The sequence below is a fragment of the Staphylococcus marylandisciuri genome, from assembly GCF_025519785.1.
In the GTDB taxonomy this organism is placed as follows: Bacteria; Bacillota; Bacilli; order Staphylococcales; family Staphylococcaceae; genus Staphylococcus; species Staphylococcus marylandisciuri.
In genome coordinates this window covers 1-22,361 of the sequence record NZ_JAOPKZ010000018.1, presented here as the reverse complement: position 1 = coordinate 22,361, position 22,361 = coordinate 1, and the positions used below count along the sequence as shown (strand labels likewise).

The 22,361-nt window shown below is 35.4% G+C and carries 22 protein-coding genes; 6 read left to right on the top strand and 16 right to left on the bottom strand.

Features of this window, described 5'->3' with window-relative positions; translation table 11 throughout:
* The first annotated feature begins 132 nt into the window (after window positions 1–132).
* A complete protein-coding gene (locus N9R04_RS10335; protein ID WP_262856696.1) occupies window positions 133–414 on the top strand; it encodes a hypothetical protein in 282 nt (93 codons plus the stop codon).
* A gap of 93 nt (window positions 415–507) precedes the next feature.
* Here the strand turns inward: N9R04_RS10335 and N9R04_RS10330 are convergent, their stop codons facing one another.
* A complete protein-coding gene (locus N9R04_RS10330) occupies window positions 508–1,656 on the bottom strand; it encodes a polysaccharide deacetylase family protein (protein WP_262856724.1) in 1,149 nt (382 codons plus the stop codon).
* 303 nt (window positions 1,657–1,959) lie between these two features.
* Here N9R04_RS10330 and N9R04_RS10325 point away from each other — a divergent pair, with 303 nt between their 5' ends.
* Entirely contained in the window at window positions 1,960–2,718 is a 759-nt protein-coding gene (locus N9R04_RS10325; RefSeq protein ID WP_262856695.1) for a TSUP family transporter, read from the top strand.
* A 210-nt stretch (window positions 2,719–2,928) separates the two neighbouring features.
* Here N9R04_RS10325 and N9R04_RS10320 read toward each other — a convergent pair whose 3' ends face one another.
* The 9 genes from N9R04_RS10320 to N9R04_RS10280 all read right to left on the bottom strand — a co-directional run bounded on the left by N9R04_RS10320 (window position 2,929) and on the right by N9R04_RS10280 (window position 12,708).
* Window positions 2,929–3,060 (bottom strand): hypothetical protein, encoded by a 132-nt coding sequence (locus N9R04_RS10320; RefSeq protein WP_262856694.1) that lies wholly within the window; start codon window positions 3,058–3,060, stop codon window positions 2,929–2,931.
* 52 nt (window positions 3,061–3,112) lie between these two features.
* The gene (locus N9R04_RS10315; protein ID WP_262856693.1) at window positions 3,113–3,994 is read right to left on the bottom strand and encodes a mechanosensitive ion channel family protein; all 882 of its coding nucleotides are present in this window, start codon (window positions 3,992–3,994) and stop codon (window positions 3,113–3,115) included.
* Window positions 3,995–4,381: 387 nt separating this feature from the next.
* A complete protein-coding gene (locus N9R04_RS10310; protein WP_262856692.1) occupies window positions 4,382–5,365 on the bottom strand; it encodes a LysM peptidoglycan-binding domain-containing protein in 984 nt (327 codons plus the stop codon).
* Between the two features lie 797 nt (window positions 5,366–6,162).
* Window positions 6,163–7,491 carry a sodium-dependent transporter gene (locus tag N9R04_RS10305; protein WP_262856691.1) on the bottom strand — a complete coding sequence of 443 codons (1,329 nt, stop codon included), beginning with the start codon at window positions 7,489–7,491 and terminating at the stop codon, window positions 6,163–6,165.
* 722 nt (window positions 7,492–8,213) lie between these two features.
* Window positions 8,214–8,432 carry a hypothetical protein gene (locus tag N9R04_RS10300; RefSeq protein ID WP_262856690.1) on the bottom strand — a complete coding sequence of 73 codons (219 nt, stop codon included), beginning with the start codon at window positions 8,430–8,432 and terminating at the stop codon, window positions 8,214–8,216.
* 100 nt (window positions 8,433–8,532) lie between these two features.
* Complete coding sequence (locus tag N9R04_RS10295; RefSeq protein WP_262856689.1) at window positions 8,533–9,276, bottom strand: alpha/beta hydrolase; 744 nt, start codon at window positions 9,274–9,276, stop codon at window positions 8,533–8,535.
* A 429-nt stretch (window positions 9,277–9,705) separates the two neighbouring features.
* Window positions 9,706–10,287: a PepSY domain-containing protein gene (locus N9R04_RS10290; RefSeq protein WP_262856688.1), complete on the bottom strand. Its 582-nt coding sequence runs from the start codon at window positions 10,285–10,287 to the stop codon at window positions 9,706–9,708.
* A 426-nt stretch (window positions 10,288–10,713) separates the two neighbouring features.
* Window positions 10,714–11,937 (bottom strand): CynX/NimT family MFS transporter, encoded by a 1,224-nt coding sequence (locus tag N9R04_RS10285; protein WP_262856687.1) that lies wholly within the window; start codon window positions 11,935–11,937, stop codon window positions 10,714–10,716.
* 462 nt (window positions 11,938–12,399) lie between these two features.
* Window positions 12,400–12,708, bottom strand: coding sequence for a hypothetical protein (locus N9R04_RS10280; RefSeq protein ID WP_262856686.1), 309 nt, complete (start codon window positions 12,706–12,708; stop codon window positions 12,400–12,402).
* 299 nt (window positions 12,709–13,007) lie between these two features.
* Here N9R04_RS10280 and N9R04_RS10275 point away from each other — a divergent pair, with 299 nt between their 5' ends.
* Together N9R04_RS10275 and N9R04_RS10270 are read left to right on the top strand one after the other, a co-directional pair.
* The gene (locus N9R04_RS10275) at window positions 13,008–14,444 is read left to right on the top strand and encodes an MDR family MFS transporter (protein WP_262856685.1); all 1,437 of its coding nucleotides are present in this window, start codon (window positions 13,008–13,010) and stop codon (window positions 14,442–14,444) included.
* Between the two features lie 244 nt (window positions 14,445–14,688).
* Window positions 14,689–15,183, top strand: a complete 495-nt coding sequence (locus N9R04_RS10270) for a DUF805 domain-containing protein (RefSeq protein ID WP_262856684.1) — start codon at window positions 14,689–14,691, stop codon at window positions 15,181–15,183.
* Window positions 15,184–15,259: 76 nt separating this feature from the next.
* On the opposite strand, the gene N9R04_RS10265 is transcribed toward N9R04_RS10270, so the two are convergent.
* The 6 genes from N9R04_RS10265 to N9R04_RS10240 form a co-directional block, all read right to left on the bottom strand.
* Window positions 15,260–15,451 carry a CsbD family protein gene (locus tag N9R04_RS10265; RefSeq protein WP_262856683.1) on the bottom strand — a complete coding sequence of 64 codons (192 nt, stop codon included), beginning with the start codon at window positions 15,449–15,451 and terminating at the stop codon, window positions 15,260–15,262.
* Window positions 15,452–15,739: 288 nt separating this feature from the next.
* Window positions 15,740–16,228: a TspO/MBR family protein gene (locus N9R04_RS10260; protein WP_262856682.1), complete on the bottom strand. Its 489-nt coding sequence runs from the start codon at window positions 16,226–16,228 to the stop codon at window positions 15,740–15,742.
* A gap of 15 nt (window positions 16,229–16,243) precedes the next feature.
* The gene (locus N9R04_RS10255) at window positions 16,244–16,726 is read right to left on the bottom strand and encodes a pyrimidine dimer DNA glycosylase/endonuclease V (RefSeq protein WP_262856681.1); all 483 of its coding nucleotides are present in this window, start codon (window positions 16,724–16,726) and stop codon (window positions 16,244–16,246) included.
* Between the two features lie 249 nt (window positions 16,727–16,975).
* Window positions 16,976–17,356 carry an aspartate 1-decarboxylase gene (gene panD / locus N9R04_RS10250; RefSeq protein WP_262856680.1) on the bottom strand — a complete coding sequence of 127 codons (381 nt, stop codon included), beginning with the start codon at window positions 17,354–17,356 and terminating at the stop codon, window positions 16,976–16,978.
* 249 nt (window positions 17,357–17,605) lie between these two features.
* The gene (locus tag N9R04_RS10245) at window positions 17,606–17,788 is read right to left on the bottom strand and encodes a VraH family peptide resistance protein (protein WP_262856679.1); all 183 of its coding nucleotides are present in this window, start codon (window positions 17,786–17,788) and stop codon (window positions 17,606–17,608) included.
* A 64-nt stretch (window positions 17,789–17,852) separates the two neighbouring features.
* Window positions 17,853–18,602, bottom strand: a complete 750-nt coding sequence (locus N9R04_RS10240; protein ID WP_262856678.1) for an HAD-IIB family hydrolase — start codon at window positions 18,600–18,602, stop codon at window positions 17,853–17,855.
* A gap of 887 nt (window positions 18,603–19,489) precedes the next feature.
* Between N9R04_RS10240 and N9R04_RS10235 the strand changes: the two genes are divergently transcribed.
* Both N9R04_RS10235 and N9R04_RS10230 read left to right on the top strand, forming a co-directional pair.
* On the top strand, window positions 19,490–20,197 hold the full coding sequence (locus N9R04_RS10235) for an ATP-binding cassette domain-containing protein (protein WP_262856677.1): 708 nt from the start codon (window positions 19,490–19,492) through the stop codon (window positions 20,195–20,197).
* A 1,424-nt stretch (window positions 20,198–21,621) separates the two neighbouring features.
* Window positions 21,622–21,909 (top strand): hypothetical protein, encoded by a 288-nt coding sequence (locus N9R04_RS10230; RefSeq protein ID WP_262856676.1) that lies wholly within the window; start codon window positions 21,622–21,624, stop codon window positions 21,907–21,909.
* Window positions 21,910–22,361: the final 452 nt, after the last annotated feature.

Here is a 22,361-nt window from a genome sequence, read left to right as displayed (position 1 = left end):
ACATCGTAGCCCTCGATGTTCTAACTGGCTTCGCGCTAACAAGTATATTTTCTAGTAATACAAACAGAATATATATCAAATACTACTAAAGTGCTATAATGCTAATATAACTAAGATATATGGAGGTATATCATGGCTAAAACATCTAAACTCAGTCGCCTTTCCGGTTTATTAAATATGGCGACTATTGCAATTGATACTTACAATAATGTAGCACATCGTAAACAGAATACTAAGTTAAGCTATGCGAGTATAGCTGTCTCAACATTTGGCTCTATTCTCGATTTATACCTAGCTTTCAAGTCTCCACGCAAAATAACGAAGCTATTATCCCTCGCTACTTCAGCTACAGCTGTCGTTCGCAATGTGAGATATTTACTTCAACTTAGACAACACACTAAAACAAACGCTTAAGATCAGATAAAAGCCCGAGAGGTGAACTGCTACGATTAGTACAAATTAGAGTTCTCCTCCGGGCTTTCTATATTTTTTAGTACTTACTTCATCCTACTGTTCATAATACTTATTTCCTTTGAAATATTTACGGTCATCTTTATCGTACACCTTATCAGGATTAACTATACCTTTAAGTTTACTTCTAAATTGGTACAGGTTTAATCCATCAATAGCAACTCGATCTTGATAAACGTCATCTTTAGAAACTGTAGTAAAGTTGTTAGGTCCTACGCCTGCGATATATTTGAATCCTTCCTTATCGGTTAAATACTTATAAGATTCAGATCCTCTATCTTGAGCCCCATGAGGGAAGAAGAATAAATCCGTCTTTCCGATAATCGGCTCTACTTCGTCCTTCCAACGACGCGTATCTTTAACGATTTGATCATATGAGCTATCTTCAAAGTTAATATGGCCATAAGAATGACTACCGAATGACCAACCATCTCTCTTCATTGCATTCGCAACTTTTTTAGCTTGAGCCTTACGGTGTTTATAGTGTTTATTATGTAATTCGTTTGTGCGATAACCTAGTACGCCTTCGTATCCTGTGAGCGCAACTACGCCTTTTTGACCTTTAAATGAGAAATCTGGATGTTTATGGACATAATCATTTAAGATCGGTACGATATCGTTTGATTTAGAGTAGCTCTTATGTCCCTCTTTATCTTTGGTTTCTGAGACCACCTGATGATCTTTATTTAAAGTTAAACGATCCGCGTAACCATGTCCACGCATATAACTATAATAATTCATATCATCTATAGAAAGAATAAGCGGTTTCTTACCTTTTGGAAGTTTTAACTTTTTGCGCTTCACAGGATGGGAGTGTAAAGCATACGCATCATGCGGATCAATGATAATGTAATTACGTTTATGTAATTCTTTTAAAGCCTTCTTGAACTCAGAAGTCGTAACCATCCAATCGTTATTCCCTTTAGCAGATTGTTTATCCCCAGTAAAAGCTTTCTTCGGATTCGCTATAATTGGATGGAAGAAGACATGTTTAATTTCACCTTTATACGTAACTAAATTCTTCTCTTTAGGATGGTGACTTTTAGCATATTCGTTCCTTGTATTTGCTTTAGAGTGATTATGTTCCTCATGACCGTTCTTTTTATCCGTACTTTGTTGACAACCACTTATGAGAGCAAGGCCTAAAGTAAGTACGACGAAAAAATACAGCACTTTCTTCATAATTACTAAGTCCCCTTTTTATATATGATTGAATCAATACTTTATAGTAGCCAATCCACATCTTATCACAATTGAATAATTATTGTTATATTATTAACGAAATATTTACAGTTAATATTAAAATTATCTAATAGTTAAATTTTTATTATATGTCTGAAGATAGTAGTTATAATTATCTTTTAAATCGAATTATCCTCTGAAACTCCCTGCTTAATAGTTTAATTTCAAATCACTAGAATTATCTTATTTTTTTGAATATTCATTGGAAGTTTTTGCTATAATGTTAATATTCTAGGAGGACTTGATATGGACTTAATGACGACCTTAATAATAAGCTTTTTTGGGTTTTTAGCCTCATTTATAGATGCCGTAGTAGGTGGCGGCGGACTTATATCCATTCCTGCTTTAATGGCTGTTGGTTTGCCTCCTGCAACTGCTTTAGGTACAAATAAATTAGCGAGTTCTTTCGGATCTTTAACAGCCGCTATATCTTTCATTAGAGCAAAACAAGTAAACCTTAAATTAATGACCAAAATAGCCCCTTTTGTGTTTCTTGCCTCTATTATGGGAGCTTGGATTGCCACTATAATTCCAGCTCAGTATTTTAAGCCGTTAGCGATTATAATGCTATTTATAGTATTCATTTATACCCTCTTTAAAAAAAGTTGGGATAGTAATACCTTACTAAGTGAAACTTCTAAATTAAAATGGTTTATCGTTGGGTCCGTATTAATATTAATTGGTTTCTATGACGGATTCTTAGGTGGCGGAACAGGTAGCTTCTTTATATTTATTTTATTATTCTTAGGGTTAGACTTCTTAAAAGCTGCAGGTAATGCTAAGGTTTTAAACTTTGCAAGTAATGTAGGTGCTTTACTTTTATTTATATTATTCAATAAAATAGATTATTTATTAGGATTCAGTATGGCTTTGTCTATGATCATTGGAAGTTATGTTGGTAGCTCTTTCGCAGTTAAAAAAGGAGTGTCATATGTCAAATTATTATTTGTAATGGTTACTTTACTTTTGTTAATAAAAAACTTGTATGATTATATATTTCGATGAGTCTAAGAGTTAGTTATCTCAGTAAATGAAAACTTCGATGGGAACGGGACAGAAATCTAATTTGAACAAAAAGATTTCGTAGTCCCGCCCCGGCAAGGATGACTAGAATTGAAAAAGCTTGATACAAGCGCGTTTTCAATTCAGTCATCTACTGCCGAGATGTTAAAGAGGCTGAGACATTACATTATGTCCCAGCCTCTTTCTCTCTAGTCAAAGACCATTATGTCCCAGTCTCGCTTGTGGAAATTGATATCTCAGTTTCTTTGTGTTGGGGCCCGCCCCAACTTCCTTTGCTTGTGGAAACTGTCTATCCAGTTTCTCTTTGTTGGGGCCCCACCCCAACTTCCATTGCTTGCGGAAACTGATGTCTCAGTTTCTCTTTGTTGGGGCCCCTTTATTCACCTTCTGAGGGCTCATACTTCACTAATGTTGGTTTAGGTACCTCAATTCCTTCTTCATCTAAGAAACGTTTAACTTCTTTACGCAATTGACGTTCTCCTGGGAAATGCATACCAGGCTTCACATGTGCGAGAAGTTTAATGACCATTTCATTTCCATCAACACTATCAAGCCCTAGCAATTCAGGTGCTTTTACAAATTCTTCGTGCTTATCTGTCAGTGTTGGCAAGAAATTGACTAGTTTTTGTTCAATCTTGTCATAATCTTCATGAGGAGATACCGGAATCATAACGAGTGACGCTACATTAGTAGCAGAGTAATTGACTATTTCACTGATGGCCCCGTTGGGAATGGTATAAATCTCTCCAGTATCAGATTGGATTCGTGTAGAACGCAGTCCGATCGTACGCACAGTTCCTTCAGCAATCGTTACGCCTGACGTATTGATCTTCACATAATCACTCACATCGAATTGGCCTTCAAATATAATAAAGAAACCTGTAAGCAAATCTTTAACGATAGTTTGAGCACCAAATCCTACTGCCAAGCCTACGACTCCCGCCCCTGCTAGGATAGCTGAAATCTTAACACCGAAGTGCGAAAGGATAGTGGTTACTACAATGAACCAGACAATATAACTAATCACATTTTGAACGAGAGTAGATAAGGTTTCACTTCGCTTAATTTTGTAATGTGATTTTTTCTTAGCATTTGCTTTAAAGAACTTTTCAACTAAACGTCTTGAAATAGCGATGACGATAATTGCTAGAATAATATATATCGCTGCAATTAGTAACTTAGTTAAGATGTTTTGATAAAAGTCTACGTGCATGAGCGGATCAGCGAGATCCCTCAAAACTTTTTTAATTTGACTCACTGACTTAACCCTCCTTATATAAAGGTCTGAATCATATATTTTAATAAAAGCTACACGATGATCAGGCTTTCAAACTTTCACAGATCACGAGTTGAGATCGTAATCGCCTCCAACAAGTGAGTTAACTTCTCAGCCCACAATTTCCACTTTCATTTCAAACATGGTCACTATAACATATTTTTATTATATTGTGTTAATACTGTTATGAATAAAATATGAGATTATACAGAATAATGATGTAATTCAAATGAAGATTAAGATTATAACTATTGATTACATTTTACTCTAAAACAAGTTGCTCCCCCTCTTTTTACCTAATATAAAAAGACTTCACATTGAACTTGCTAAATGACAAGCTTTCAATGTAAAGTCATCAACTGTAGTTACTTAGTGAATATATTTAAAGCTAGATACTTGGTAAGCAGGGATTGTGCGGTATGTCGTAATACCTGGAGCAGCACTATAATTCATTTCTGAAACCAGGAGGCTTCCGTCACCGTTTATGCGTTCCACAAAGGCAACATGCCCGTAATAACCTAAATCAGATTGTAGAATAGAACCTACTGTTGCTCGATGATCCACAACATAGCCGTCTCTTAGAGCTGCGTCATCCCAGTTATTCGCGTTCCACCAATATGTACTTATACCTTTACCAATTTGGGCGCGGCGATTAAATGCATGCCACGTGCATTGACCCCAATCATATAGATTTGCATGATTGAATACAGGCGTACGGTAAGAGCTTTCTTGACTACTACTATGACTCGTTGTAGATGGCGATCCTGAAACTCTTAAGGATTGTCCTGGGTAAATAAAGTAATTATTTAAATGGTTGAGCGCCATAATTTGAGTATAAGTAGTCCCATATTTATAAGCGATCGAAGACAGAGAATCGCCTGACTGAACAGTGTAAACTGTGCTTGAGTTAGATGACGTGGATCGCTTATTATTGCTTGAACTTGTAGCACCATTTCCTCTTAAAACAATCTTTTGTCCTGGATAAATAATGGTATTTGAAAAGCGGTTGAGCCTCATGATTTGAGAATAGCTCACACCTGCTCGGTTAGCAATCCCATACAACGTATCTCCCGACTTCACAGTATACGTGTATGTCGAACTTGAATTAGAATTTCCACTGTTTGTAGGGGTAGATTGAGAACTTGATACATGTAACGTTTGATTTGGAAAAATCATATTTGAATTTAAATTATTCAGCGATTTTAATTTAGCTACGGATAAATTGTATTTACTAGCGATGGACCATAGCGAGTCACCACTTTTCACCGTGTAAGTTGCAGCTTCTGCACTCGCGCTCGCAATTGCTGCTATTGCACTTGTACCTACAACTGACGCTACTATTTTCTTCCGCATGTCGTCAGCCTCCCTTTCTATTTTTCTTATCGCCAACAGATGATTGCTTCTATATTATACACCTATAAAAAGAAAGAGAATATTTCATTATGATTACATTTTAGTAAAAGGATATATTTTACAAATATAAATTTAAGAAAATCTATTTTTATTAATAATAGTTATCGTAAAACTTAGATTTCTGAGAAAATTAACACTTTCGAGTGCGTTTCTGTCTTTCTCTACAAAAAATTATCACACTTTTGAAAGAAATATCACAACTTAGGGATTTTTAACCATGAAAGATACCATTCGTATTATATTAGAGTTACAAATTAAAAGCGAGGTGACGAAAATGAGTGCAATCATCGACATCATCAAGCAAATTGTTAAAGCTATCAAAAACAGCACTAAATAAGTTTAGTGATCATTAAAAATAAGTCGGTCTATCAGACAACACCTCAAGCATATGTTCTCTTAGTTGTCTGGGACCGACTTTTTTGTGTGCTAAATTTTATGAGTCATCTCGTTTATAGCTCTACTCCATTCTGTAAGGAACATATCTCCTCTTTTGCTCACTTAATTTTAAACAATCGCGATTTATGGGAGCGGGACAGAAATCTAATTTGAATAAAAAGATTTCGTCGTCCCGCCCCGGCAAGGATGACTAGAATTGAAAAAAGCTTGATACAAGCGCGTTTTCAAATCAGTCATCTACTGCCGAAATGTTGAAGAGGCTGGGATTTATGTCCCAACCTCTTTCTCTCTAGTCAAAGACTATTATCTCCCAGTCTCTTTATGCTACAATATTAAATTTACTAAATGAGTTGCATAATAAAGACGATAATAATCACTAGCGGTAAGATATATTTCACAAGGTAATACCATGGACGAAATAAGTTAAACCGATCCTTTCCAAAGCTTACCTTTAACGCATCTTTGTCTAGTAACTGACCGACCACTAACGTTGTGCCTAATGCGCCGAGCGGCATAAGAATGTTCGATACTACGAAATCCATACAATCGAACAGCGTTAGACCAAATATGCGAAAGCCGTTTAAACTTCCAAACGATAGTGTTGCTGGTATGCTGATTAGAAATACTAATATACTTGCAATGATTGCGACGGGTTTGCGGTGGTCATTATTATTTTTAGTAAAGTTAGACACATTAAGTTCCAACAAGGAAATTGAGGACGTTAAGGCTGCAAATAAGAATAAAATTAAAAAGATAAAGTAAAACACACTTCCTAAAGACATTTGGTTAAACACTTGCGGAAGGACTTTAAAGAGTAAACCAGGTCCATCAGTAGGTTTGAAACCGAATGCTTCGGTAGCTGGAAAGATGGCCAAACCAGCCAATAATGAAACTATAATATTCATCACTACTATGCTCAGTGCTGACGTCTTGATTGTCATTTCTTTAGAAGCATAACTCGCATAAGTAATCATACCTGTAGTCCCCAAAGATAACGTGAAGAACGATTGCCCTAGCGCAAATAGCGTCCCTTTCACAGATATATCTTTAACTCGGGGTTCTAAAATATAGCGAAGACCGCTCATCGCTCCTTCTAGAGTTAAAGACTTCGCCACGATGATGATTAGAAAAATAAATAATAAAGGCATCATTATCTTCGAGGCCTTCTCTAGCCCCTTTTCTACTCCTAACATCACGATACCCATGGTGATAAAGATAAATAGACCTTGGCCTATAATAGTAAGGGCGGGATCGGTGATGACCTCTTCAAACTTAATGTGGTCAAGACCAGGTGGTTTAATCCCTATGAGCTGTTGAAAAACTTCAACCATGTAGATGATGATCCAGCCACCAATGACACTGTAGAAGCCGAACAAAATAAAAACGGCTAAGTTACCATTCCAGCCTATGACATTTAACCACTTTTTATTAGTAAGTTTGCCATAAATTCTCGTAGTATACGTCTGTCCCATCTTCCCCACAGCAAATTCCATAATAAGAAGCGGCAATCCTACTATGATAGTAAAGAGTAAAAACATAATAAGAAAGGCCCCTCCGCCATATATGCCAGCCATGTACGGGAATTTCCACATTGCTCCGAGCCCAATTGCAGAACCTGCGCTCGCTAATATAAAGCCTGTCGATGATTTCCATTGCGATTGGTTATCCATTAATATTACATCCTCTAAATATTTACTTGAACACTTCGACGCGTTAAAGCGTTTAATTATTATAGTAACCACTATAACACGCTTGTTATAGAATTACAATCGTGTTTTTTTACAATAATAAAGTTACAGGTAATATAATGACTCGCAGATTAAGAGTTATAAAGGTCTACATGACCGGTGAAACTTAAGCCCACTCTCCACTCCTTTGTTTAGCAAATTGATAACAACGTTGATGAACTGAATCTTACCGAGTGAATCGACGCGTTCAATATAATTTTAAAAAATTGAACCCTGCAGTAAATTAAAACTTAACCTATGTATAGCCATCGCGGTACTTTTATCATAAGTATCAGTAAAGTCAAAATTCATAGTCAATTACGCTTGGAGTGAAAGCAAGTTGAGAGGTTATAGAGGTGCTGCAGTACTCTCATGCTAAGAAATTCAGTCGCATGAGCTGAAATGAACTTTAAGGTGATGAGGGATAGCATTGTTTTAATATTGAGGTAGAGGTTGAGACATAAATCCCAGAAAAAATAGCACTCAGATGATTTAATTCATTTAATCTGAGTGTTTCTTCTTGGGAACGGGACAGAAATCTAATTTGAATAAAAAAGATTTCGTAGTCCCGCCCCGGCAAGGATGACTAGAATTGAAAAAAGCTTGATGCAAGCGCATTTTCAAATCAGTCATCTACTGCCAAGATGCTGAAAGAGGCTGAGACATTACATTATGTCCCAGCCTCCGGCTTCGCTTTTATAGGGCCTCCCCAACTCGCTGTGCTTGTAGAAACTGATATACCAGTTTCTCTGTGTTGGGGCCCCGCCAACTCGCTGTGCTTGTAGAAACTGATGTACCAGTTTCTCTGTGTGGGGGCCACCCCAACTTGCTGTGCTTGTTGAAACTGGTTTACCAGTTTCTCTTTGTTGGAGCCCCTCGCTCAAATCCTAAACGCTTTTGTCTCGACCTCGCTACAGTAAGATTACTTTTACTTGTAACAACATGAAGGGTGTTAAATGTGTTGTATAAACTATATAGATGGCATTAATCGTGTATAGAGTTAAGAAAAGCGAGGATATTATCTTCTACCTCACGATGTGCTTTTCCTTGCGTCATTAGATGACCCGCTTCAGCATAACTCTGTAAGGTCTTATTCTCATGAGGCACATGATCATAAATGAATTGCGCGCTACGTTCATACGATGCTTCATCTCTTTCTCCGTATTTCACAGCAATCGGAGCTTGAATCTGGTTTAAATGACTCATGATCGTTTCTATCATATCTTGAAAGAGATCTAAGCTCTCTTCATACATCTCAATCTCACTTAATTGCTGATCTATTACATTGCTTTCTAGTCCCACGAGTTCTCCCATTCGCTGACCATAGTGCGCTAAGCGACGCTTCAGTCCTGCATGATCTTTACTATTCGGAGTAGACATGACAACTACTGAATCTACTTGATGATTCTCGGCTAATCTTAAAGATAGTAGTCCGCCTAATGAGACCCCCATAACATGTATACGCTGATAGCCTTTATTTCTTAGAAAATGGTATGCTTTCTCAACGTCTTCCCACCAATCATCTGTATCATAGGCGATCAAATCTGGAAGTAATAAGCCGTGTCCGCGATATGATGGAACGAGGCACGTATACCCCGCCTTATGCAATTTCGTTGCAAGTAATTTAACATCACGTACAGTGCCGGTAAATGAATGCAGTAATAGCACTGCTGAGTCAGAATTGTCATTCTCTAAATAGATAGGATTTGGTGATTTTACATTTATCATCTAAGTCACTCCAGTCAATATAAACCTTCCATATTGTAACTGATTTTGCATTATTTACTAGACTAGCGCATAACATCGAACAAGGAAGGAAGAGGCAAACTGTAGAAATTTCAAGGCTTGTCACGATTGAAATATTATTTCTCACTTTCTTCAATAATAGTATAACCTTAATGGAAAACTTCAAATAACTCTTTTTTTAATCTAGATTATTTAAGAGCTAAACTAATTTAGAGCGAAACAGAAACCTCATTTATAAAGAAGATTTCATAGTTTCGCTCCGATATTCTAGAAATTTATATTCAGTTAGTTACTGTATTTAATGGCTTCGCAATCATCATTCACTAGCCATCAGCTATATTAGGTTTGAAGTCAATTGGTATAATTTATTAAAGATTAGCCTAACTATCTTCGCACTATAGTTAGTAGCGATTAATCGTCTCGTTCATCACTTAATACTTCTCCAGTTTTAGCATCAACTGAAATCTCATGTTTTTCTTTACCTTTTTTCAAGTCCATATCGTAAACGAGTTGATTGCGTTTATCGTCTTTAGACAATGACCATTCTTTAATGTCACCATTAAATTTCTTTTGTCCCGCTTTGATAGCGTCTTTGTAGCTTTTGACGTCTTCATATTTAAATGCTTTATCTGAGCTATTGGACTCATGTTTTTCTTGTTCTTTAGATACGATCTTTTTGTCTTTATCACGAATTACTACCTCTGATTCTTCGCGTTTATTGGAGTTTTGTTGATCTATTTTGTAAACCCATTCACCATGTTCTTTTTCAAACGAAACTTCTTTAACGTTTTCATCCTTATAGGTTTGTTGCGCTTTATCAATAGCCTCCTGTGGGTCTGTCTTAATATCATTTAAAGCAATAGTATCTTTACTTTCACTTTGTTGGTGTGAATGGTTGCTGTCTTTACTATGACTCTCTGTAGAGTTGTTACTACCGCATGCGCCTAGTACTAGTGCTGACGATAATGCTAATGCCGTTACTTTTAATTTCATATTGGTCACTCTCCTCGTAAGGAATATCTGATTTAGTTAATACAAGTAGGTATTTTGTATCACAATCTAAATGTATTAACTTAGTAATAGTGTTAGCACATAATATTTAAAATGTAAAATAATTGTGTCTTCTTAACTTTGTAACTAAGTTAAAATTTAAGACATCCCGCAGACTTCCCTCGTATAGTAAAAGAGAACATCCACGAGATGTTACTTAGTTCGGGTTCATCAACTCCGCTTTTCAGTAGAAATACGAGGAGACTAAAAACGTAACTATCGCACTCTACTTAACACTGCAACCCCCGCACCTGCACAGTAGCTGTCTGATTGATTCTTATAGAAACGATTTTAGGTTTCTCATTTACCTCGCAGATCAACATACCAAATTCTAGTTTCCTTCCAACTTCCTAGCTGGGTTTTCAACTTCTAATTATCTTCAATCACTTCATTCGAAGCAGCTTTAACCCCAAACACTAAACAACCTAATGCCATTACTAGAAACGCAATGATCGCCGTAGTCCAGGCGTGCGTCATATCATGTAAGACCCCGATTATTAGCGGACCTATAGCCGCGACAATATAACCTACTGATTGACCGAAGCCTGACAAGGAAACACTGCCATCGTGAGTACGCGCCCTCATTGAGAACAATGCCATGCATAAACTAAAGCAAGCGCCGGTCGCAGCACCCACAAGTACGATCCCTACAATAAGTAATGTGTATACGTGTGAGAAGAACATGCTAAAACCTATCAAGTAGAGAACACAAATGGTATATATTAAATGACGTTGATTCTTTACCCGGCCAGCTAATATAGGAAAGATCAAAGTCATCGGTACTTGGCAAAATTGATTGAGCATGAGTAAGTACCCTGCTGAAGATGGAGAGATTCCTCGGGATACGAGTATTGAGGGAAGCCAAGTTACGAGGGTATAGAATATCATCGATTGAAAACCCATAAGCAATGCCACTGACCAGGCTAATTTAGATTTCAAAATTTGAACCTGAGCTTCCTCTTTAATTGAAGCAGTATCTGTTGATTGAGTAGTAGTTCTATTACTTTCCCTTTTACCACCTGAAATATAGATAAGCCATAATACTATAGCTATAATGCCAAAGCATCCCCAGAAAATGAGTGAAAACCGAAAGCCGAACTGAGTAAGGCGAGATAGCGGGTAACTCAAACCTCCACCTAAGCCAGCAGTTAAATTCATAGTGGCTGTGTACAAGCCCGTCACTAGTCCAATTTGCAAAGGGAACATCCATTTAACAAAGCTTGGCATGAGCACATTACCTATCGCTATAGCGATACCCATAAGAATGGTGCCCATAATAAATAACGGCGCCCCGCCTAACACGCGCAGTATCAAAGCAAGAACGAGTAACAACATAGCCCACAAGACTGTACGTGGTATAGTAAACCGCTTCGCTATACGTGAAACAAAAGGTGAAACGACCGCAAAGATTAATAAAGGTATGGTTGTAAGCGAACCCGCTAAACTATTATTTAATGATAACGCTGATTTAATCTGATCTATTACTGGGCCGACTGCAGTAAGGGGCGCTCTCAAAGTAGATGCTACGAAAATAATCGCAAAGAGTATACCCCATCGCCCAGACAATGTTCTACTATACATATCATTCGTCATGGTATTTCGCCTCTTTTCTATCTCTAAAAATATATAATATAGATTTCAGCAGCGCTCTGTACTTGTTAAATAAACGGATTATACAGTAGCTAACTGAATATCTAATGCTAGTACAACTCTCTCGCTGCTCTAATAAACTATGTAAAGCGGTTGAGACAGAAAGTTTCAGTGCTCTAGAAAACCGGTTAACGGCGTCCCAAAAGCAGGGTTTTCAACAGACACTTTCACGATTCGGGAGCGGGACAGAAATCTAATTTGAATAAAATGATTTCGTAGTCCCGCCCCGGCAAGGATGACTAGAATTGAAAAAAGCTTGATACAAGCGCATTTTCAAATCAGTCATCTACTGCCAAGATGCTGAAAGAGGGAGCGGGACAGAAATCTAATTTAAATAAAAAGATTTCGTAGTCCCGCCCCGGCAAGGATGGCTAGAATTGAAAAAAGCTTGATACAAGCGCGTTTTCAAATCAGCCATCTACTGCCGAGATGTTGAAGAGGCTGGGGTTTATGTCCCAGCTTCTCTTTGTTGGGGCCCGACCCCAACTCGCATTGCTGGTGGAAACTGATGAACCAGTTTCTCCGTGTTGGGGCCCCCCAACTCGCATTGCTGGTGGAAACTGATGAACCAGTTTCTCCGTGTTGGGGCCCCACCCCAACTCGCTGTGCTTGTTGAAACTGGTTTACAGTTTCTCTGTGTTGGGGCCCACCCCAACTCGCTGTGCTTGTTGAAACTGGTTTACCAGTTTCTCTGTGTTGGGGCCCCGGGCTCAAATCTTAAACGCTTTGTCCCGACCTCTTTATCTCATTTCTTTGCATGTCCTTCATTCTACCATAGCTCAGGGAGTGTAACGAGAGGCATTAGAATAAGTATGTATAAAGTTGAGATTGATATGATGCATTTGATATAGGTCTTTATTCCTTAGTTTAGCAAAGATCCTACTCATCCTACTTACTCTACTCCACACATCTTAATATTAAATAATATTAATTTTATAAACCGAATGATTTGCTTTGCTAACTATCTCTGATTAAAATTAAGCATTGGGATGTTTAAAAAGAGAGGTAAGCTTATGAGGGACATTTCACTTAAAAAGAGAAACGCAATCATTATAGTTATGCTTAGCAGCGCTTTCGTTGCGTTACTTAACCAAACTTTATTAAACACAGCCTTACCTGCGATTATCACAGGTTTAGAAATCACAGAAACTACAGCGCAGTGGTTGATCACTGGGTTTATGTTAGTTAATGGGATTATGATCCCACTAACCGCATATCTTATGGATCATTATCATACACGACCTTTATATATTTTCTCGATGAGCGCTTTCTTAATCGGCTCTATCATTGCTGCGCTGTCTCCATCGTTTGGTTTATTGATGGTCGCGCGTGTCATACAAGCGATCGGTGCTGGTATTCTCATGCCGCTAATGCAATTTACAGTCTTTACACTGTTCCCGTCCGAGAAACGGGGCTTTGCGATGGGGCTAACAGGTATCGTAGCACAAGCAGCACCTGCGATTGGACCGACCCTTACCGGTTTATTAATCGATACTTTCGGTTGGCGCGCTCCATTCATAGTGGTCGCTGCTATTGCGGTAATAGCATTTCTCGTCGGCATTGTCTTTGTAGATAGCCATAACGAAACTAAACCTAATCGCTTAGACAAAGCTTCTATCGTATATTCAACACTAGGTTTCGGTTTAATGCTATATGGATTCAGTAGTGCGGGTAACTTAGGATTCTCATCTCCTATCGTTATACTATCACTCATCATAGGTATGATTATTGTAGCGGTATTTGTTACACGACAAATTAAACTCGATACTCCGCTATTGAATATGCGTGTATTCGCCAACCGGACTTTCGCACTTGCTGCATTCGGTTCAATGTTGCTCTTTATCGGTATAGTCGGCCCAGCTCTACTCATTCCGATGTACATTCAAACCGGACTAGGACTTTCAGCCATACTCTCTGGGCTCGTCATCTTACCAGGAGCAGTAGTTAACGCGATTATGTCCGTTTACACAGGTAAGATTTATGATAAATATGGTCTTAAAATTTTAGCTATTCCTGGCTTCATACTTTTAACAATAATGACGATACTTCATTGTTTCTTAACTGCAGAGACACCTTATTGGTATGTCGTTATTATCTATGCAATACGGATGTTTGCGGTAGCACTTATCATCATGCCATTAAATACAATAGGGATTAATGCTTTAGAACCACACAATATTTCACATGGAACAGCCATAATCAACTCGTTACGTATTATCGCAGGCGCTATGGGCACGGCGATTATGATTACTATCATTGCAATTGTACGCACGTCGTATCATGGTTCCGGTAGTGAATCTAAGGCAGCTATGATCAAACACTCAACTATTCTTGGTGTAGATGCTGCCTTCGCCTTTACAACAATATTGATTATCATAGGGTTTATTCTCACTCTGTTGATCAGAACTAAACAAACTAAAGAACACGATAATACAAGAGAAATTTCATGATCATAAGATGGGAGCGGGACAGAAATCTAATTTGAACAAAAAGATTTCTGTCCCGCTCCCTATGTGTAACGTCTTAAATCGAATGCACTTTCAAAAATTTTACTTCTTACTTTACCTTTTAGTAGGTAAACGCTCATTCTTACAAAAGTGTAATTGAAATAGCTAGCATTTTACTATATGCTTAAAATTGATAATGAAGAAAGACGACCATAGTATTACATCACAGAAAAGGAAGAGGCGTAACATGTTGCGTAGTTATATACGGTTTTGGAGCAAAGCATTTAATTACACTGATAGGGCAAGTCGCCGAGATTTCTGGGTGCCGACAATCATCCACTTTATATTATACGTATTACTCGTAATTCTGCTAGAAACGAGTATGACGAACTACGGGGTTGAAACAATTATCGTGTTCATCGTCAAGTGGGTACTCTATATCCCTCATCTCGCTTTAATGGTACGGCGTTACCACGATGTTAATCGAGCGATGACTTTCCCGTTAATTCTATTTATATTTTTCTTATTTATAGATATTAATGGTTTCATAGATGAATTATTTTACCGCAATGATCCAGCAATTGATTTTACTGATATTCTTGCCTATATACTAACTATAATTTATTATTTACTGCTTCTTTATTCTCTTGTGATATGTTTATTAAAAGGCTCAAGAGAAGAGAATAGCTATGGCCAGCCTCCTCATAAGAAGATTGAACCAGCGGACGAAGAGGAGAGCTAAAAAACTGAGATATAAAAAAAGGAGCGGGACAGAAATCTAATTTGAATAAAAAATTTCTGTCCCGCTCCCTTTTGTCTTATTTACTAAATTTGTCTTTTACTTTATCAATTGCTTCAGTTGCTTTGTCTTTAGCTTTTTCAACTGTTTCTTTTGCTTTACCTTCGCCTTTATCGGCATTACCTTCATCTTTTAAGTTTTGATCGTCTGCTACTTCTCCTGCTTTTTTCTTAACGTCGCCTTTTACTTGATCAAATTTACCTTCAGCCATATTAAATACCTCCGTTTAAGTTGTGCTGTACGAGATTGAATGCAACTGCTTACAGATTCAATCTCTTTAATAATTAGTCTTCAAAAAGACATTACGTCTTCTTAATAAGTTATATCCCTTTCCTTCTACATTAAACATAAATATTAAATTTTTATAAAAAAGTAGCGCAGGACTGAGCTATGAAAGTCTGAGAGTAAACATGATTGAAATTAAATATGCAAAATTAGGTGCCCATTCAGATAATATAAAATCGAAAATTTCGGACGTCTATTTTCTCACCCTTCATCGTTAAGCTCGACCCATGTATTCAGGGTTTTCCTTATTTAAGAGGTAGTTTCCTGTTGTTAAATAACTTGCATAAAGCGACCATACTACATAAGGTAATAATAACATTCCAGCAAGAGGACGTTTGTTGAAGAAGATAATTGTACTCATCACAACTGCTATGAATAATAAGAAGCTGTCTACTAGCGCGAATCTTCTAGCTTTGACTTTGAAGTATAGTAAAGACCACGCAAAGTTTAAGCTCAGCTGTGTATAATGGGCGACTGTTTCAGCTTTGTGATCCTCTCCTTTTACTTTAACTAATACATAAGAAATACCCATTAATAAATAAAGTATTGGCCAAACGATAGGAAAAGCAATTTTAGGAGGTGAGAAAGGTGGTGATTTAAATTTCTCAAAGTCTTTAGGTGCTTCCTTCGCAGTTACCTTACCAATTATATTCCCTCCAATAAAGGGTGTAAATAACTCAACACTTCTTCTAATGATATTCATAGCATCACGTCCTCTTCAAATTTCCCGGGAAATATTTTTAATTCCGCACCTCGGCGGCACCTTATCTTGAGCCCACTTAGAATACAGCAATTCTAAGTATTTAGTGTAAGCTTGGTCGCCGTAAATTTTCTCCTCTTTAAAGACATAAAATGGTGGTATAGCATCCGTAGAAAATAAATGCCTGTAGTTGGTAACCGTGTCTTCAAGCTGAGCTAAATCTTCTCGAAATTGCGCAGACCGCTTTCCTCCACGTTGTCGATGCTCTTCATCCATACAATGCAACATATATAATGCGTCGTGAAGATAGGACTCTCCCTCATTATATACATGCTTTACAATAGGATGTGACAAATAACGCGAATTACCTTCTATAATATCCATTTCAACTAAACATACTCTGATAATTTGATAGAGCTCTAATACTTGCTTAGATAGCCGTCGATTATCTAAAAATGCCGCACTCACTTTGTGATCTGGGCTTACTCTAAAAATTTGCATACAGCTAACTCCACTTCTTCTTTGTAGTACTATACCACCTTATCTGTCCAACTATGCTCTGAGTCTTAGGGAAGAGGCTGGGACATAATGTAATGTCTCAGCTTCTTTCAGCATCTCGGCAGTAGATGACTGATTTGAAAATGCGCTTGTATCAAGCTTTTTTCAATTCTAGTCATTCTTGCCGGGGCGGAACTACGAAATCTTTTTATTCAAATTAGATTTCTGTCCCGCTCCCCATCTGTTCAAACTTTATCTTACGCTCATACTTTCCTTTTCTAATATCATTTCCTCAATTTCGTTTCTATCATTTAACACTGCTACTTTAGGTGCATGTTGCTCAATTTCTGCTTGTTCAAGTTGTACGAAACTCATAATTATAACTACGTCTCCCACTTGGACGAGTCGCGCTGCAGCTCCATTTAAACAAATCTTACCGCTTCCTCTTTCTCCAGCTATGACATATGTTTCAAAGCGTGCCCCATTATTATTGACTATAGAAACCTTTTCATTAGGCAATAGATCTACCGCCTCTAATATATCTAAGTCAATTGTTATACTACCTACGTAGTTAAGATCAGATTCAGTTACTCGCGCACGGTGAATCTTAGAATTCATCATCGTTCTATACATATCAAAACTCCTATTATTTTTTAAATAACAATTAAATTACGTGTTTAGTTTATCAATATTTAGAAATTTAATAAAGTTTATATCTAATAACATTAATTTTTTAAAAAGCTTTTAATTCACAATATCAATATCTTCGTACTACACTAACTACTGTTAAGAAACCTATAAACACGAGTTATTTTATGACAAGAAGATGGAATGTATGGATTATGACATTTATATCTACACATCGCAGACGTAAGTAAGATACTAATGATCTCTATCTTTAAAATCTTTATCTATGCAATAAAGATAGAAAATTGCTCCAGCCGGCACACCAATGATAGGAGTAATAACCATACTACCGACGACCATGCTCAGAATAAACCAGACAAGCTCATCCGTTTCCCATTGCTTATTCATCAAATAGTAGTACATTTCTTTAAAGTTCATATTACCATTCCTTTTTTATTTAGTATTGTTAATCACTCAATTTTCTAATTCACAATAGATAAACCTACGTTAAATAAGTTGTCAAAGCCTCCGCAACAGCGTGAGCATCGCTCTTCACTCTCTCTATCCCACCTAATGAGCTATCTATTTCATGTTCTCCAATAATATAAGCTTTTTTAGCATGCTTAAGTAACTCATAATCATTTATATCGTTACCAAATGCGATGTAATCCTCAGTATCGATCACCTTTCTTAAAGTCGTGTACTTGTTTACGTCTTTCGCAGTAATATCAATATTATTGTCATCCTCATGATAATTTATAGATAAATTATCTTTTAGATTCTCTACATTGCTCTTTACATAATCAAACATTTCGTCTGTTAAATTAACTAGAATGACCTTGATAGGTTCCGTTATGTCTTCGATGTTAACGTTGTTAGCTAAAGCATCTGGGTCTAACTGTTTATATATTTTATTATCAGGCGTAACTTTTGCTGAATAATCAAATGATCCGTCGATGATATATTCTAAATTATTCTCAAGAATCAACTTTTTTATCGCTTCAAACTCATGAGTAGATATACTTTTGATCACAGATACTTCTTTATTCTGAGATATAATTGCACCATTTCCACCTATTAATGTTAGATTTTCAAAACTTTTTACCACGGGCACTAAATCTCTGATGGGTCTTGCTGAAGCAAAAATTAGGCGGTGCTCTCTACTTAGTCTTTCTAATTCATTATGTAACACGTCTTCTATAAACCTACCATTAAAACAAATTGTTCCATCAACATCTATAACGAAAATCATTTAAAATCCCCTTCAATTTCACTTCTAAACCATTATATACTAAAGGCACTTTTACCTGCATCTATTCACAGTATGCCCCTATATGTTCCCCGCATATACTGCTAGGTTATATGGGAGCGGGACAGAAATCTAATTTGACTAAAAAGATTTCGTAGTCCCGCCCCGGCAAAGATGACTAGAATTGAAAAAGCCTGATACAAGCGCATTTTCAAATCAGTCTTCTACTGCCAAGATGAGGCTGGGACATTACATCATATCTTAGCCTCAACAGTTATAATTATAATACTATTCTTTATTACCCCAAAGATGGATCAATGACATTAATGGTTGTAGTAAATGACTTGTTGTGGTTGAGCCTTTGAACTCTTAACAACCCTAAAGCTTGTCGAATCGCCGGCTTAAAAAGCTCACGCCAAGCCGAATTCATATGCAGGCTTATTTATGCGTTTTCACAACATCAACAAATTCCTACCCAGCTGTCATAGCTACTCAAATAAATGAGTTAAAGAAATAGGTGCGAAATATTGATAATCCCACTCATTATATATTGCTATTAAAAAAGTAGTGAGTGTTTTTATGAATTTGTTTAATATAGCGATTATATTATTAGTCTTATTATTTAGCAGAGGACTTTATGAAGAAATGCTTTTCATTTGTAGGAATTAGTTTTTTATTAGGCCTTGTTTTTAGTGTTCCTGGTCAACCTCTAGAAGATTCAATAGGACGTAAAACAATTACTAAAATTATTAAAACAAAAAAGTTAAATCGACTAAAATTTTATCACATTATACTCTAATATAAATAAATTGGACTTTGCATAGTATTATATTACAATAATAATCCTAACAAAGTTTTTGTACTTAAACGTGAACTTGGAGGACTTAAATATGTTAAGTATTGAAAATGTTTCATTTAAATATGATGGTTCCCAATATGAAGTTTTGAAAAATATTACTTGTGATATACATTATGGAGATTTTATAGCTTTAATAGGCCCTAACGGATCTGGTAAAACTACACTAATAAAGTTAATAACAAATACGTTAAATTTAAACCAAGGAACTATATCACTTGATAATTTAAATAATAAAAATCCTTCTTTCAATAAACATGTTCTTTATCTTCCAAGCGATGATTTGTTGCCTGGATTTATGTCTGGTCACGAATACATAAAATTAATGCATAATCTTTATAATAAAAAATTACAAGAAGATACACTAAATAAATTATCAAAAAAATTATCATTTAGAGGAGCGTTAGATTCTTTAATAGATGATTACTCAACAGGTATGAAAAAGAAGTTGCAAGTTATTCTAAGTCTGTTAATTGATCCTGATTTACTTATAATTGATGAAACTCTAAATGGTATGGATATTGAATCTGTTGAAATAACAAAAAAGCTATATAAAAAAATTGCTAATGATCAAACTATAATTATCATGTGTTCACATGATTTAAACCTATTGGAAGATTTATGTAATAAATGTTTAATACTTTATTCTGGAAAGTTATGTTTGTATAAATCTATTAAGGAATTAAACGACAATTTAACTAATACTTTCAAAAAATTCATAAATAGTGAAAAGGAAGCGTAGGTTTATGTCTATACGAACAATAATTGAATTGAACAAGATTTATTGGCTTTATTTAACGAGGAGATTATTAAACTTCGGAATATTAAAATCAACCACATTAAAAATTGCTCTGCTTATTGTGTTTATCGCGTTACTTAGTATAGTTACAACATCTGGATATCTATTTATTTCTCAAGTATCTACTAATGAAAAATCGCTTCTCTTAATGATTAAAGCCTTTACAGCTTCAACAGTTATGTGGACAACACTAGTTGTACTAGCATTAAAAGTAATTTTTTCTAAAAGTCAGGATTTTTTTAAGATTATGGAAAATTTTCCTATAACTAATAAAAGTAAGAATTTGTCTATATTCATCTTTGAGTCAATATGTTCATTACTCGTTATATTTTTCATATCTTTTGCGTTTACTATTTCAATTATACTAAACAGTCCAGCAGAGTACTTAGGTTCATTAGTTGTAAATATATTTTATGTTAGTATAGTAACTTATTTATTTCTACAAATACTAAGTAAAATAGTATCTATAATCTGTTCTCTTTTTAAAATCGAAAAAATTTATTCGCTGGTTAATATAACCATATTAGTAATAATGTTTATTATCACATATAAAAGAACAGAGTCTTTAACAAATACTTTAATAGATGATTATATTAATAACGAAAATAAAGCTAGAAGTATATTACTATTATTTAACAATAGCTATCAAAATTTAGGATTTTTGTTAACTACCCTTATTTTCTTAGTCATAGTTAGTATTAGTCTTCTTATTATGTTTTTGTTACCGGACAATTCATATTATGTACATTCAAAATTCATTAACTCTTTTAAAAATATTAAAAAACCGAATATTTTTAAGACGTATATACTAGCTATTATAAGGGATAAAAACATGATAAGTAATATAATTGGTGCTTATGTTTTTGCCATTTTACTTTTATCTATACATTTAGATAAATATATATTATTTACTTTACTTTTAGTCGTATTTAATAGTTTTTATTGTTTCGTTCAAACTCTAAAAATAAGACTTATAAGTTATTCACTAAACTATTCTTCTATTAAAGACTATTTGTATTTAGTATTATCTCAATTGGCAGTAACGTATATCTCGTCTATTCCTTTATTGATATTGTTTTTATGTTTAAACGAGCCTAGTTTAAATATCCTGATTCCTTATTATGCGATCACAATAGGGACTTTCATCCTAGTTATGGGCGGAATACTATTCCCTCCTTACAATGATAATCCGTTTTCAATAATTACAAGCTTTGTGATAGTATCAATACCATTCTTATTTATTTTAGTATTTATAGCATTACTAAATTTAACTTTAATATTCGATATTCTTGTCTTTATTATTATGCTTATGTTTGTAATATACTTTAGTATACTAGCCTTAAAATACACAGAAAAGAGGTATAGAAATGAAAAATTTACTTTATTTAACCAATAGCTTTTTTGCTTCTTTAATAATTACTACCATAATTTTAACTGCTAGTTTTCTAATAATGCTTTTTAGCAGTGGAGGAACCGGATATAGAACAGCTTATTTTGGTAGTTTGTTTTTTAACAGCAGAGAGAAGGGGTCTGGTACATTAGGAATGGAGTTAGGAGTGTCTAACTTTTGGCCAATAGTTTTAACGATACTTATTCTAACTATTTTAATTTACTTTTTAACAAGGTTATTTATAAAAAGGATTCATTCACAATGAAGTTTTCTTATGAAATCAAAAAGTTTCATTTAACCAAACATTGTTATAGTTTGTAAAAGTTTTCTATTAATACCCATTATCTCTTTTCATCACACTGTCATAGATGTCGATATTAGTATAATTTTTAATATTATGTTTGAAAGTAAAAACATTACTTTACCGGAACTGTTGTACTACGTGAATTTATCTATATGTTTTTCAAAAAGGATTATGGACATGCTAACTTAACCTTTGATTGGAATGAACTTTAGCTCCATTTATAGACCCTCGCCTCTATCTTACATACAAAATTTTAATTTTATCATCATGTTTTGTAAATAAAAATGGGTCTATACTAAATAGGACTGGTGACCCAACCGGTCCTATTTTTTAATACAAAAAGAGCGCAATTATCTCTATAATTAAAAGTATACGCCCACTTAAAATTAAGGAGATAATGCGCTTATGTTTAA